Origin of the sequence: Synechococcus sp. PCC 7502, from assembly GCF_000317085.1 — a bacterium.
In the GTDB taxonomy this organism is placed as follows: domain Bacteria; phylum Cyanobacteriota; class Cyanobacteriia; order Pseudanabaenales; family Pseudanabaenaceae; genus PCC-7502.
The window spans coordinates 1,074,227-1,087,150 of the sequence record NC_019702.1 but is presented as its reverse complement, the minus strand read 5'-3'; the positions used below and the strand labels follow the sequence as shown (position 1 = coordinate 1,087,150).

The following is a 12,924-nucleotide window of genomic DNA, read 5'->3' as shown; positions in this document are numbered from 1 at the left end:
ATTTTACTTTTAAGTTTTTCTGAGCTTTGTCATCGGGTTGATTTCGTAGCTATACAATTAACTAGCTTGCATTAACTTACTTACAGCCTATTTTAGGACTAAGGATTCCACTCCTGTACCCCGTATTACACAAACCCATAAAAAACTGTAAATAAGTTGTTTTGTTGAGCTTAATTTATACTTAAATACTTAATTCTTGGAGAGTAACATAATGAAATATTTTCTCGCCACAGTTATTGTTTCCTCTAGTTTAGGAGCCTTACCAGTATTAGCAGACAATAATGTCGCCATATCAAAAGCTGAGGTTGCGGCTAAATCTTGGCTCACATTGACTGATAGTGGTAAGTATGCCCAGAGTTGGGATAACGCTGCATCTATTTTTAAGGCATCCATCTCAAAAGCTAATTGGGAAACAACGCTCAAGACTGTCCGAATACCTTTTGGCGATTTAAAGTCACGAAAGCTCAATTCTGCTACTTTTACCCGATCGCTTCCAGGTGTACCCGATGGTGAGTATGTTGTCATTCAATTTACCACCCAATTCCAAAATAAAGCATCTGCGATTGAAACAGTGACATCCACTCATGACAAGGATAGTTTATGGCGAGTGGCGGGCTACTTCATAAAATAAAGATAGAGTAGGATATACTGCTATTTATTTACAGGCATCTGGTTTAGATGGCGTGATCGCTTGCTGATATTCTGAAATTATTAGAACTAGTACCATCGCCTCATATTTTCTCAAATCTCATATTTTCTCAAATATTAATTAATGAAACTATTTGTCTATCACACCCCTGAATTAACTCCTAAGGTGGGGTTGCCTGATTGTGCGATCGCTGTCGATATTCTAAGAGCTACAACCACAATTTCCACAGCTTTGGCAGCAGGGGCGGAGGCGGTACAAGTATTTTCCGATTTAGATGAATTAGCTAAAACCAGTGAATTACATCCAGAAGCATTAAGACTGCGATCGGCAGAACGGGGTGGAAAGACGGTTGAGGGATTTGATTTAGGGAACTCACCCTTTGACTATACCCATGAAAGGGTTAACGGCAAGCGCATTTTTATGAGTACCACTAACGGTACTAGGGCGTTGCAATGTATTCAGGCTGTTCCTGTAGTCCTAGCAGCGTCCATGATTAACTTGGGTTCAGTATTGGCATATTTACAAAAAACTCAACCCCCAACTGTATGGATCGTAGCATCGGGATGGGAAGGTAGTTATTCCTTAGAAGATACCGCCTGTGCTGGAGCGATCGCCGCAGGTTTAGACTGGGAATTTGGCAATGATGAAGCTATTGCCGCTAAGTGTTTATATCAACAATGGAGCGATCGCCTTGAAGAGTTATTTCGTCATGCCAGTCACGGGCAGCGTTTGCTCCGATTAGGTGGAGACTTGGATATTGCCTATTGTGCCTCCATTGATAAAGTCAAAGTCCTACCCAAGCAAATTTCCTCAGGTGTTTTGGCAGCATCCAATGAATTCCAATGAAATTTATCAACTTTTTACTGATCTATTAGGAGTACAAGGGGTTGATCTTCTATCCACAGGTCAGATTACAGATCAAATTAGAGATCAGATCGTTAAAATTAGAAACTTACTTCATCCCGATAGTGCTGAAGCCGCCTGTATTATTTATCCCCAAACTCCAACCGAGTTAACCCAAGTGATCGCCCTTGCTAGCAAATATCAAATCCCCATCTTGACCTCTGATAGCTATTTAAGTTGGGGAGGTTTGGTGAAATTTTCTAAAATCGGGATTGTGGTAAGTACTATTCGCCTCCATAACTTAATTGATCATGCTGTGGGCGATTTAACCGTAACCTGTGAAGCGGGGATAAGGTTCAGGAATTTACAAAATATCTTGGTAGCATCTGGGCAATTCTTGGCGATTGATTCCGCCTATTCCGAAACTGTAACCATTGGTGAAATCGTTAATACTGCTAATACTGGCTCCTTCCGTCAACGCTATGGCGGCATTAGAGATATGATCTTAGGCATTTCCTTCGTGCGGGCAGATGGGGAATTAGTCAAGGCTGGGGGCAGAGTTGTTAAAAATGTGGCGGGCTATGACCTCATGAAGTTATTAACTGGGGCATACGGAACTTTGGGTGTTGTTTCTCAAGTTACTTTTCGTCTGTATCCTTTACCGAAATGCGATCGCACTGTAATTATTTCTGGAAACATGGATGCGATCAATACAGCTAGGGCAAAAATTCTTACCTCTACGCTCACACCTTGGGCAATGGATATTATTTCTGAAAGTATATTATCGGAGTTTGCACCTCAATCAAATCAATCAAAAACATCAGAAGTATCGGCATTTAACCTAATCATGCGCTTTGGTGGACTAGATCAAGTGGTGGAGGCTCAAATTAATAAATTAATAGAGATTACAAACAACTTAGGGTTAAACCTTAATCTAGTTGAAAGTCAGCAAACTTGGCAACATATTCAAAATGCTTTTTTTAAGCAATCAGAATCTCAGATAATTTGTAAGATTGGCACTTTAGCTGACCATGCCATTGAGAATTTAATTAAAATTTCTGATCAGATGTCGGCTCAAAAAGTTAGAAATATAGCATTACAAATTCACGCTAGTTCAGGTTTAGGTATCCTCAGATGTGAAGACGCTGATCGATCAGATCGATCCAAAATTTTACAAGTTCGGAATTTACTAGCAACTACAGGTGGGTTTCTGACGATTTTAGAAGCACCAGTTGAATTTAAAAATCAGCTAGATGTGGGGGGATATGCTGGTAATGCCCAACAGGTTATGACTGCGCTCAAGCAAAAATTTGATCCCCGTTATTTACTCAATCCCCATCGCTAAAAAGACAAAAAATGAGAGGTTATGTCCGAGACTGTTAACGGTGTAGTTAATCTCCCAAACATCACCTTAGGGCTATTCATCTGAGTCACTGGCAGCACTTAGTAAACGTTGGGGTGTTTGATTACTGTAATACTCAGAAGTGGAATAGTCGTAGCAATAGATGCTGTCATAGCGATCGACAAGATTCACCAAGATTCCCGCCACCTTACAGTTATTAATCTTCAGAATTTCGATCGCACGGAAAATTGCCTGTTTTGTCGCTTTTTCGATCGCCGTAACTAAAACAACACCATCCATCCTTGGAGCAAGACTTTGGGCATCGGTAATTCCCACTATGGGCGGAGTATCAATCAACACATAGTCATAGGTTTGATCCCATTCTCCTAAAAGTTTCTGAAATTTATTAGACTCAAGCAAAATCATGGGATTAGGAGGAGTGGCACCCGCCGTGATGATATGCAGATAGCCTGCCGAAAATTGAGAATGATCGCCCGTGTGAATGATTTGTTGCCAAGGTAGTTTGGTGGCGATCGCCTGGGATAAACCTAATTTATTACTAACTCCAGCCAGACTATGAATAGTGGGTTTTCTCATATCCGCATCCACCAGTAAAACTTTGTACCCCAATTCCGCAAGGGTTAGACTCAGGTTATAAATGATTGTGCTTTTGCCCTCAGAGGGAATGGAAGAAGTAAAAGCAATGGTTTTAAAAGTCCGTTGGGCTGCTAAATTCTGGATATTCAAAGCTAAGGAATTTACTGCTTCGGTAAAGGCACTGTGATTATAGCTGTGGGGTAAAAATGCCCGTTCGGAAATTAACTCCAAGGATGGGGATAATAATTTGGCATTGGTGGCAAGGTAGGGTACGGCTCCTAACAGGGGTAAATCACTCAGGGTTTGGAGTTGGGAGACCTGTTGCAAGCGATCGTCAGAGTTTTCTAGAACTGTGATAATTATTGCTGCTACTAATATGCCAGCCAGTCCCGCTAACAGTAAATTAAGGATCACGTTCGGAGAACTGGGATAGCTGGGAAGACTAGGCGACTGTAAAATTTGCCATGCGGTTGCTTCTTGCACTTCTTGACTTTTTGCTTCTTCTAATTTTTGCGAAAGGGTAGATAACCGAGTAGAGGCTTGTTTTAACTGTCTCTGCAATTCAATATAGGTTTGTTGCAGTTGAGGAATCTGGGCAAATACCTGTTCGACTTGAGTTTGGGCGATTTTCAGGCTACCTAGTTCTGCGGTTTGGGTGGCAAGGCGAGTTTGGGTGTCGAATAATTGGGTAGCGAGATTTTGTTTAATGCTAGATTGTCCTTCTGGGGTGACATCTGCGGGTTTAGTTCCCAAAATAGCTTGGGCTTGAGCCTGCATGAGATTATAAATTTGATCGCGGCGATCGCGTAAAGCTTGAACCTTGGGATAGGCATCTTGGAATCTAGCCCGTTCTAAAAAGTAATTGGTCTGTGCCTCTTGAAACTGTTTTACCAAAGCCTGATAGTTGGCATCCTGACTGAGAATGGCACTACTAATTGCCACATCCGCAGGTCTTCCCACTTGGCGTTGTAACTCTTGTAGTTGGCGTTGGGTTTGCGCCATTTTAATCTGTAAATCTTGAATCTGGGTTGCTAGTCCCTGTTTTGTACTAAAAATTGAAGCCGCATAGGTATCGGGGTCGGTAATATTGTATTGCTGACGAAATCTAGTGAGGGCGGTGGAATTTTGGTCTAATTGCTTTTTGGCATCGGGTATCTGGGCTTGAATTAATTGGGTAGCTTGATTGGCTTTGTTTGCTCCGTAAGCTTTGTAGGTTTCTAGTAATCCTTGGAGAATGGTAGCTGCGGTTTTGGGGTTGCGATCGCTATAGCTAATATTTAAGACTTTGGCATCGGGGGTAATCGTCAGGTGATCGGAAATTTGCGTAATCAAGTCCTGTTTCGATAAATTGGTAGAAAGATTAGCAGGAATTTTGGGTAAAGCTGTTTCAATCAAGGGTCTGCTCGCCAGAATAGCAGCTTGGGTGGATAGGCTATTACCATCGGTGGGGGCATTTTCTATTAATAAAGACCCTTTAGATTCATATAAAAATGGTTGATTAAATGTATAAATTGCTGCGCCGCCAAGGGTTAGGGCGGTGGTAGAAATCACTGTGACTAAATGTTTGCGTACAAGTCTTCTCACTAAGAATGTGGACAGAAGAGGTGAGAAAACTTTACTTGAATATACTTTCATGGGTTTTTGCTAATCTTTATCTGCCTTGGAATCTGCCTCGATTTACTAGGTAAAGGCTATGATTTAACCATCGATCATATTATTGCACTAGCTATGGACTTCACTGATCAGGTTCTAACCTCTACTCTCCTTTTGACGGTTCTGCTCCTTGTGGGGTTGCTTTCATTTTTACGTTCATCGGTGAAAGATCGGACTACAGAGATGATTCTAAAAAGTGTGAATTTTAATGAAGATCAACTCTTAAGCAAAACTAGGGATCATTTTAAGCAAAGGGGTTATCAAGTGATCAAACTGGAGGGCGATCGGGAAACTGTAACCTTAGCAGGCAGAGTCCGACCTAGTATTTTTCTAACTTTAGTTTTGGTGGTTGTGGCAGCGATCGGCATGGGGTGCTTGGGTTTAGTCTTGACGATTTTAGTGCCGTTTTTTAGTGATAACTGGTTAGCGATCGCTGAAATTGCAGTGTTTACAGCCATTGGGGCAGGTTTGTTTTACTGGAATGGGGCAGATCGGATTGAAGAAATTAGTCTCCAACTGCGACCAAATACGCAACTATGGGTTAAAGGGCATAAGGATGAATTAGCGGAATTGCAGCGATCGCTGGGTTTAATTCGAGAAGCATAATTACTAAACTTTGAGATTGAAGATTTGAGATTAGAGAGTGAAGAGATTAATTAGCATGACCTTACTAGATATTCGCCTCTCACCCTTGGCTTTCCCTGAATTTAAAATTAAAGTTTCAGATATTTTCAGCCCTAGGTCGAGTACATAAACTCCTAAACAATAAATTTCTAAAAAAATAAAGGTGACTAGATTGTGATTTCGCATTTGTCTAAATATAATCAAAAATAACGATAAATTCATCCTCTTCTAATGATTAATGAAACCGCAAATCCATCCCTACGAGAGGCAATTAAAAGAGGCTGGGATTGGCTTGTATTTGTAGTTCAATTAATTTCCCAAGTAGGTGGCGTTAAATCATGGTTGAGAGCTTTAGGAAAGTTAATTCATATTTTACGAAGTCATCAACAAGCTACACAGCAATCCACCCAGCAGCCAAATAGCGATGATTTATCAAGTTTCAAATCGAATGCACCAAGGTTAGAATTTTATGACTCATCTAATTTTCCCTTTGTAGCAAATTTAGAAGCAAATTGGCAGATAATTCGCCAAGAGTTAACCCAACTCCAAGGCATGAACTTTATTGAATATAGTGAAAAGTTTTTATATAAGAGTGGTTGGAAAACCCTAGGGCTTTATGCCTTCGGAATTAAAATTGAACGTAATTGTGAACTTTGTCCTGAAACCACAAAACTAATTGAAAAGATTCCAAATTTACATACAGCTGCATTTTCATCCCTAGAAGCAGGAACACATATCATTCCGCATACTGGCTATCCTGAGCAAGTTTTAAGGTGTCATCTTGGCTTATTTGTGCCAGACAACTGTGAAACTCGATGCGGGATTAGAGTCGGAACTCAAACTCGGAACTGGGCAGAAGGAAAGTGCTTGATTTTTGATGATACCTTTGAGCATGAGGCTTGGAATAAAAGCGATCGCACCCGAATTGTTTTATTACTTGACTTTAAGTATTCCTTTTAACTATCCCTTTTAAATTGATACCTAAGGGAAAGTGCCAGACATAATAGCAGTAAAAAAATTGGCATTAGTAACGTTGTCCATTGGATTGGAAAAGCCCCCACGGTTTGAACGGAGAAGATAGCAGCGATCGCAAAAACTCCCAAAACCTTACCAAGTATGATTCCAAATACCACTGTGGAGACACTATAGATTTTATGAAACCTAGCTTGCCAGAATAGCCTGATTAATGCACCCGTAAAGACACCTAAGGCAATTACAGCGATCGCTAAGGTTACACTGAAATTGATAGTATTCAAAAAGGTGGACAACAGAACTAAAAAGCCCACTCCATAGCTAATCGCACATACCTTAACCCAATTGGTTCTTGGCAACCTCAGTCCTAGAATGATCAATAAAGGTACAAAGTACAGGAAAATCACCTCATGGAAAATCACGAAGAGGGTAAGGACTACATTCCAGAATTTTTGGAATTGGAGCATAATTCTCAGAACCCAAATCGGGACTCCACTAACTAAAGTATAGGCAGGAAGGGCAGTTGCGGCAAGTTTACCAATATAGTACGGCGTTGCCAAAAAACCTAAGAGGGCAAATTCAACTATAAGTAGCCCCACTAAAATTAGGACTAATTTATTTGTCATTCATTTTAAGGTTGTTTAAGGCTGGCTCAGGACTTAGCAAAAATCATAAATCTAGCAATGTCCCAGCTAACGGATTGGTATAGAAATATTGACAAACTCAGGGAAAACATAATTTCAAGTTTGATCAAACCATCTGGAAGCTAAAAATGAGACATAGAATCAAGTTAGAATAGGTCAAAACTTTAAGTAAAGGATAAATAGCGTGTCAGAACAGTTTGATTACGATCTCGTGATTGTTGGCGCAGGGGTAGGTGGACATGGAGCAGCCCTTCATGCTGTAGCAAATGGTTTGAAAACAGCAATCGTCGAAGCCGCAGACATGGGTGGTACCTGTGTAAATCGAGGTTGTATTCCTTCTAAGGCACTACTAGCAGCATCAGGACGAGTCCGAGAACTTAAAGCCAAGGAGCATTTAAAACTTTTAGGGATAGAAATCGGGGAAATTGAGTTTGATCGAAGTGCGATCGCTACCCATGCGGGCAACATGGTCAACAAACAAAAAGGTGATTTAACCAATAGTCTCAAAAAGCTAGGAGTAGATATTATTCAAGGCTGGGGAAAACTTGCAGGCATTCAAAAAGTTGATGTCGATGGCAGAATTATTACCGCCAAAGATGTTATTTTATCCACAGGTTCTATTCCCTTTGTTCCCCCAGGGATTGCATTAGACGGTAAAACCGTATTTACCAGTGATGAGGGTGTAAAACTGGACTGGCTCCCTAGTTGGATTGCGATCATTGGCAGTGGGTATATTGGTTTAGAGTTTTCCGATATTTATACCGCCCTTGGCTCTGAGGTCACAATGATTGAGGCTTTGGATGTATTAATGCCTGGGTTTGATCCAGATATTGCGAAATTAGCGGAACGGATTTTGATTAAACCCCGTGACATCGAAACGAAAGTGGGAGTCCGTGCCAAAAAGGTAATCCCTGGTTCTCCTGTGGTGATTGAATTAGATACAGGCGAAGTCTTGGAAGTAGATGCTTGCCTAGTTGCTACTGGTCGGATTCCTGCTACTAAAAATCTAGGCTTAGAAACTGTCGGTATTGAGAGCGATCGCCGTGGATTCATTGAAGTAGATGAAACTATGGCAACTAAAGTCCCTCATCTGTGGGCGATCGGCGATGCTACGGGCAAAATGATGTTGGCACATGCTGCTGCTGCTCAAGGCGTTGTGGCTGTGGAAAATATTGCTGGACGTGCTGCTATCATTGATTATCAGAGTATTCCTGCTGCTGCCTTTACCCATCCTGAAATTAGCTTTGTCGGCTTAACTGAACCACAGGCAAAAACCAAAGCTGATGCTGAAGGATTTGAAATTGCTACAGTGCGTTCCTATTACAAAGGTAATGCTAAGGCTCTGGCAGAAATCGAAACCGATGGGTTTGCTAAAATTATCTATCGTAAGGATACGGGTGAGCTTCTAGGGGCGCATATTATTGGGATTCATGCCTCCGATTTAATTCATGAAGCTTCAGCAGCGATCGCCCAACGAGCCTCTGTGCATAATCTAGTTCGCAATGTCCATGCCCATCCTACCCTCAGCGAAGTTTTAGATGAAGCATACAAACGTGCATCCCATGGTTAGGCAATTGGTTAGGTGATAGTTATACAATCAGATGAATTAATAATTACTGTGGAGTCCTTTGTAAATTTGGTCTAGCTTCAGGTAATACTGCTCCCTGCACTGGACATACAACTAAGCAAACTCCACAATCAATACAGGTATCAAAGTCAATCCAATACCAACTAGTGCCCTTAAGATTAGCACCGCCACCTTCATGAATACAAGCTACGGGACATTGAGATGCACATTCTGCTACCCCTTCACAAATATCGGTGACGATTGTATAAGCCATGATCTCAGCAAATTGTTGAGCTTATTTAAAGCCAACCGATGCCTGCCATACAAAGGCTAATAGAAGAAAAAATACGGGAATTACGGGCAGAACATCAACTAAAGGATCAAAGATTCTGTAGGCTTCAGGCAGTACGGCAAATAAAATTTCCATGTAAAATAACCCTTTTTTAAACTTTAAACAAACAAAGTAAACAAAATTTAGACGAAATCTTAATGTGAATTTTAACATGCTGCGATCGCCGTACAATCTATTAAACGATTATTTATTTTTGATCCATGAATTTTTTTAAAATAGCCATACTTTCCCTCTGTCTAAGCCTTATGACTTGGATACCCGTTGCCAATGCGGCTGTGCAGATCAAGCTCAGTGATATTAAATATGGAGGATGTCCACCAGAAATTGCCGCCAATATGGTGCTAGGCGGGGGTGTAATGTCTGCAAATTGCTATTTAGTAACTGGTACAGCCAATAATCCTAAAAATAAAACCGTCTATAACGCTGATGTCTTTGGTCGAGTTTATGATGCTAATGGTAATGATGCCATGCCCGAAAGAACCAGATTAGGGGCGATCGCTGAACTGCCACCGGGTAAAAGTAACTTTGAAATTACGATCAGTGTTCCCGCAGATATGCCAGAGCCATTGAGTTTAGTCCAATTTAAAGCTTCAGGTTTTACGGGCAAGGTCAGACGTTAACTTTTTTCTTTATCTTGTGATCAAAGTCACGCCTATATGTGTGGCAGAATACATTGGGGATCAAAATGAGTACATATACTCTAAGCTATGCTTGTTTATAATTGTTTATTGGAAAAATCCATCGATAATAAATGAGGCATAAATGAAGCTCCCAGTGTTACTGAATTTAAGGAGTGTGTATGAACACTAGTCAAATCTTCTCCCGTCTGGCAATTTCAGCCCTATTGCTTTTTACCCTTGGAGAGACTTTTCAAAATATTCTTAACTACTTCCAGGCACCTAATATTTTTGGTGGGGTGGCAGCGATCGCTTCCTGTGTAGGTGCATCTTTCCCTGTGCTTACCATGTTCAAAGATAGTGAAGAAAATTAGTTATTAATTCTTTGCCTTTAGTTTCTACCTAGCTGAACACCTCAATATTTTCAAATAGGCACATGGGCGAAGCATGACCGACTCGGATCGTTTGATTGGGTTCGCCTTTTCCGCAAAATGGTGATCCATAGAATTCACTGGTAGAGCGATCGCCCACCTTAGATAAACTCCGCCAAAACTGATTAGTAATGCCTCGGTAATTGGGGTTGCGGATGGTTTTAGTTAACTTGCCATCTTCAATTAATTGAGCATATTCACAACCAAACTGAAACTTATTGCGGTAGTCATCAATTGACCAAGAGCGATTGGACTGCATATAAATGCCATGTTCTACCCCACTGATGATGTTCTCAAAGCTAGTATCCCCAGCCTCTAAATTTAAGTTTGCCATGCGATCGATAGCAGGTCGATTCCAAGAACAGGCTCTAGCACTAGCCACACCCGCAATTTGCGATCGCTCCTGACTTTCATAACTACCTAAGCCTCTTAGTAATAATCCATCTTTAATTAAATATTCCCTAGTCGCAGGCATTCCCACATCATCAAACCCATAGCTGGCATATTCACCACTTACTGTTGGGTCAAAAGTAATATTCATCAAATCAGAACCGTAAACCAAATTGCCAAAATCCTCTAGCTTGACAAAACTGCTACCCGCATAATTGCGCTCATCTCCCAAAATTCGATCTATTTCCAAAGGATGTCCCACGCTTTCATGGATTTGCAACAGCATTTGATCGGGAGCTAAAACTAAAGATGTAGTGGTGGTGGGGCAATCCTCAGCATTGAGTAATTCTAAAACCTGTTGACCGATTACCTGCGCGCGATTTAGTACGGAGTCTTGATCCAATAATTCCAGCCCTGCTTGATTACACCTTGCCAGTTGTCCGTTATCGCCCCGCCGTTGAATAATATTCCCGTCCTGCCCTATAGCAGCATAATCGGTGGCAAGTAGCATAAATTTTTGGTAAATATCAGAGCCATTGCTACTCACAAACTGCACCTCAGTTTCGGTGGTAATCATGTAGGCAGTGGTTTTCACAATTTTGTCTGACACCTTTAGAGCATCACAAATTTTGATCAGTAAATCATTAATCTCTCCTACAGACATTGCCTCTAGGGGTAGCAGAAACGGAGAATGATACTGCCCGATTGCTTGAGGTCTTTGGTGAGTCGTAAAGCTATGAATTGCCCACTTAGAAGCGGCGATCGCCTGTTGGTAAGCATGATCGGCGGCGGTTTGAATACTAATTAAGTTGAGTTGATTGGTACTAGCGTAGCCAAATTGCCCATTCGCTAAAACTTCAACCATAATGCCGTGGGTTTGACTGCGCCCATTTGCCTGTGGTTTACCATCTCTAACATAACGAGTAGTATTAGTTTCCCGAACCTCCCGTAGTCCTATCCAATCAGCCTTAGGTAAATCTAATTTAGCCAAGATATTATGTAGATTAAGTTTGCGGTGAGTGGTTAGATTGTTCACAGTTGTAAATTTTGTTATAGATTTCTAGAGCGGTGGCGATTAATTTGGGCTTTACCTGATCTGGTAAATTTATCTGGTAGATTTATAAATGTTAACAATTCTTTTTTAAATCTTATTTTATATGACCTTACTGATCGTTGGGGCTACAGGTACCCTTGGTCGCCAGATTACTCGCCATGCGTTGGATCAGGGGCTGAAAGTTAAATGTTTAGTACGCAACCCTCAAAAAGCTGCTTTTTTAAAAGAATGGGGTGCCGACCTAGTTATAGGAAATTTAACTAAGCCAGAGACTTTAACTAAGGCGATCGAAGGCACAACTATGATAATTGATGCTGCTACTACTAGAGCCACAGATTCTGCCCGCATTAAAAAAGTCGACTGGGAGGGAAAAGTTGCGTTAATTCAAGCCGCAGAAAAGGCACAGGTTGAGCGGTTCATCTTTTTTTCCATTCTTAATGCCGAAAAATATCCCAAAGTACCATTAATGGATATTAAAAACTGTACAGAGAAATTTCTGGCACAGACAGGCTTAAACTACACAATTCTGCGCCCCTGTGGGTTTTTTCAAAATTTGATTTCTGAATATGCCATTCCCATGCTCGAAAATCAAACTATTTGGGTAGGTGCTGAAGATGCCCCGATCGCCTATATGAATACTCAAGATATTGCCAAATTTGCGATCGCCGCCCTATCAAGTTCTGAGGCAACTCGTCAAACTTTACCGATTGCTGGATTAAAAGCATGGGCACCCAGCGAAATTATTCGTCAATGTGAAAGATTCTCAGGTCGTACCGCCCGTACTGCTAGAATGCCTTTGGGTGCAGTTAGGTTTGCGCGCAACTTGGCTCTGTGGTTTGAAGGTGGTTGGAGTTTTGCCGAACGGGTAGCCTATGTAGAAGTCCAAGCTAGCGGGATGCCAGTAACTGCGGATATGACTGAAACCTATAGAATTTTAGGCATTGATCCAGAACAGATCACCACCCTAGAATCATACCTACAGGAATACTTTGGCAGAATTCTGCGTAAGCTTAAGGAATTAGATTATAAAGAACCAAAGGTAAAGTCCACTTTCTAAAGCATCAATTTTCTATGTGCGAGTCAGCCAAGATTGCATCAGAACTGCGCCTATGTTAGTGATTGATACATATACCAATAGATAAGCTTGTGAGATCAAAAATAAGATTAGTTAATTAATCTTAAATACAAA

Annotated in this window: 14 protein-coding genes; 9 read left to right on the top strand and 5 right to left on the bottom strand. The window is 41.1% G+C overall.

Features of this window, described 5'->3' with window-relative positions:
- Positions 1-211 precede the first annotated feature (211 nt).
- The 3 genes from SYN7502_RS05265 to SYN7502_RS05255 all read left to right on the top strand — a co-directional run bounded on the left by SYN7502_RS05265 (position 212) and on the right by SYN7502_RS05255 (position 2,837).
- Complete coding sequence (locus tag SYN7502_RS05265; protein WP_015167842.1) at positions 212-631, top strand: DUF4019 domain-containing protein; 420 nt, start codon at positions 212-214, stop codon at positions 629-631.
- 141 nt (positions 632-772) lie between these two features.
- Positions 773-1,495, top strand: a complete 723-nt coding sequence (locus SYN7502_RS05260; protein ID WP_015167841.1) for a 2-phosphosulfolactate phosphatase family protein — start codon at positions 773-775, stop codon at positions 1,493-1,495.
- A complete protein-coding gene (locus tag SYN7502_RS05255; protein WP_015167840.1) occupies positions 1,482-2,837 on the top strand; it encodes an FAD-binding oxidoreductase in 1,356 nt (451 codons plus the stop codon). The genes SYN7502_RS05260 and SYN7502_RS05255 overlap by 14 nt, the downstream gene beginning before the upstream one ends.
- 72 nt (positions 2,838-2,909) lie before the next feature.
- Here the strand turns inward: SYN7502_RS05255 and SYN7502_RS05250 are convergent, their stop codons facing one another.
- Complete coding sequence (locus tag SYN7502_RS05250; protein ID WP_015167839.1) at positions 2,910-5,066, bottom strand: polysaccharide biosynthesis tyrosine autokinase; 2,157 nt, start codon at positions 5,064-5,066, stop codon at positions 2,910-2,912.
- 6 nt (positions 5,067-5,072) lie between these two features.
- On the opposite strand from SYN7502_RS05250, the gene SYN7502_RS05245 reads away from it, so the two are divergent.
- Positions 5,073-5,690 (top strand): cofactor assembly of complex C subunit B, encoded by a 618-nt coding sequence (locus SYN7502_RS05245; RefSeq protein WP_246828970.1) that lies wholly within the window; start codon positions 5,073-5,075, stop codon positions 5,688-5,690.
- Positions 5,691-5,939: 249 nt separating this feature from the next.
- Positions 5,940-6,668: an aspartyl/asparaginyl beta-hydroxylase domain-containing protein gene (locus SYN7502_RS18580; RefSeq protein ID WP_015167836.1), complete on the top strand. Its 729-nt coding sequence runs from the start codon at positions 5,940-5,942 to the stop codon at positions 6,666-6,668.
- Here the strand turns inward: SYN7502_RS18580 and SYN7502_RS18575 are convergent.
- Positions 6,665-7,306 carry a hypothetical protein gene (locus tag SYN7502_RS18575; RefSeq protein ID WP_015167835.1) on the bottom strand — a complete coding sequence of 214 codons (642 nt, stop codon included), beginning with the start codon at positions 7,304-7,306 and terminating at the stop codon, positions 6,665-6,667. The two genes, SYN7502_RS18580 and SYN7502_RS18575, sit on opposite strands and share 4 nt — an antisense overlap.
- A 202-nt stretch (positions 7,307-7,508) precedes the next feature.
- Here SYN7502_RS18575 and lpdA point away from each other — a divergent pair, with 202 nt between their 5' ends.
- A complete protein-coding gene (gene lpdA / locus SYN7502_RS05230; protein WP_015167834.1) occupies positions 7,509-8,894 on the top strand; it encodes a dihydrolipoyl dehydrogenase in 1,386 nt (461 codons plus the stop codon).
- Positions 8,895-8,937: 43 nt separating this feature from the next.
- Here lpdA and SYN7502_RS05225 read toward each other — a convergent pair whose 3' ends face one another.
- Both SYN7502_RS05225 and SYN7502_RS05220 read right to left on the bottom strand, forming a co-directional pair.
- The gene (locus SYN7502_RS05225) at positions 8,938-9,165 is read right to left on the bottom strand and encodes an indolepyruvate ferredoxin oxidoreductase subunit alpha (protein WP_015167833.1); all 228 of its coding nucleotides are present in this window, start codon (positions 9,163-9,165) and stop codon (positions 8,938-8,940) included.
- A gap of 21 nt (positions 9,166-9,186) precedes the next feature.
- On the bottom strand, positions 9,187-9,318 hold the full coding sequence (locus SYN7502_RS05220; RefSeq protein WP_041429959.1) for a photosystem II reaction center protein K: 132 nt from the start codon (positions 9,316-9,318) through the stop codon (positions 9,187-9,189).
- A gap of 170 nt (positions 9,319-9,488) precedes the next feature.
- On the opposite strand from SYN7502_RS05220, the gene SYN7502_RS05215 reads away from it, so the two are divergent.
- Entirely contained in the window at positions 9,489-9,863 is a 375-nt protein-coding gene (locus tag SYN7502_RS05215) for a hypothetical protein (protein ID WP_015167831.1), read from the top strand.
- A 179-nt stretch (positions 9,864-10,042) separates the two neighbouring features.
- The gene (locus tag SYN7502_RS05210) at positions 10,043-10,234 is read left to right on the top strand and encodes a hypothetical protein (protein WP_015167830.1); all 192 of its coding nucleotides are present in this window, start codon (positions 10,043-10,045) and stop codon (positions 10,232-10,234) included.
- A gap of 28 nt (positions 10,235-10,262) precedes the next feature.
- On the opposite strand, the gene SYN7502_RS05205 is transcribed toward SYN7502_RS05210, so the two are convergent.
- Positions 10,263-11,717 carry a TldD/PmbA family protein gene (locus tag SYN7502_RS05205; protein ID WP_015167829.1) on the bottom strand — a complete coding sequence of 485 codons (1,455 nt, stop codon included), beginning with the start codon at positions 11,715-11,717 and terminating at the stop codon, positions 10,263-10,265.
- Positions 11,718-11,838: 121 nt separating this feature from the next.
- Between SYN7502_RS05205 and SYN7502_RS05200 the strand changes: the two genes are divergently transcribed.
- Positions 11,839-12,792 carry an NAD(P)H-binding protein gene (locus SYN7502_RS05200; RefSeq protein ID WP_015167828.1) on the top strand — a complete coding sequence of 318 codons (954 nt, stop codon included), beginning with the start codon at positions 11,839-11,841 and terminating at the stop codon, positions 12,790-12,792.
- Positions 12,793-12,924 lie beyond the last annotated feature (132 nt).

Bases quoted from the DNA above. Each gene is read 5' to 3' on its own strand.
- SYN7502_RS05265 (WP_015167842.1), top strand. From the start codon at position 212: ATGAAATATTTTCTCGCCACAGTTATTGTTTCCTCTAGTTTAGGAGCC.
- SYN7502_RS05260 (WP_015167841.1), top strand. From the start codon at position 773: ATGAAACTATTTGTCTATCACACCCCTGAATTAACTCCTAAGGTGGGG.
- SYN7502_RS05255 (WP_015167840.1), top strand. From the start codon at position 1,482: ATGAATTCCAATGAAATTTATCAACTTTTTACTGATCTATTAGGAGTA.
- SYN7502_RS05250 (WP_015167839.1), bottom strand. From the start codon at position 5,066: ATGAAAGTATATTCAAGTAAAGTTTTCTCACCTCTTCTGTCCACATTC.
- SYN7502_RS18580 (WP_015167836.1), top strand. From the start codon at position 5,940: ATGATTAATGAAACCGCAAATCCATCCCTACGAGAGGCAATTAAAAGA.
- SYN7502_RS18575 (WP_015167835.1), bottom strand. From the start codon at position 7,306: ATGACAAATAAATTAGTCCTAATTTTAGTGGGGCTACTTATAGTTGAA.
- SYN7502_RS05225 (WP_015167833.1), bottom strand. From the start codon at position 9,165: ATGGCTTATACAATCGTCACCGATATTTGTGAAGGGGTAGCAGAATGT.
- SYN7502_RS05220 (WP_041429959.1), bottom strand. From the start codon at position 9,318: ATGGAAATTTTATTTGCCGTACTGCCTGAAGCCTACAGAATCTTTGAT.
- SYN7502_RS05215 (WP_015167831.1), top strand. From the start codon at position 9,489: ATGACTTGGATACCCGTTGCCAATGCGGCTGTGCAGATCAAGCTCAGT.
- SYN7502_RS05210 (WP_015167830.1), top strand. From the start codon at position 10,043: ATGAACACTAGTCAAATCTTCTCCCGTCTGGCAATTTCAGCCCTATTG.
- SYN7502_RS05200 (WP_015167828.1), top strand. From the start codon at position 11,839: ATGACCTTACTGATCGTTGGGGCTACAGGTACCCTTGGTCGCCAGATT.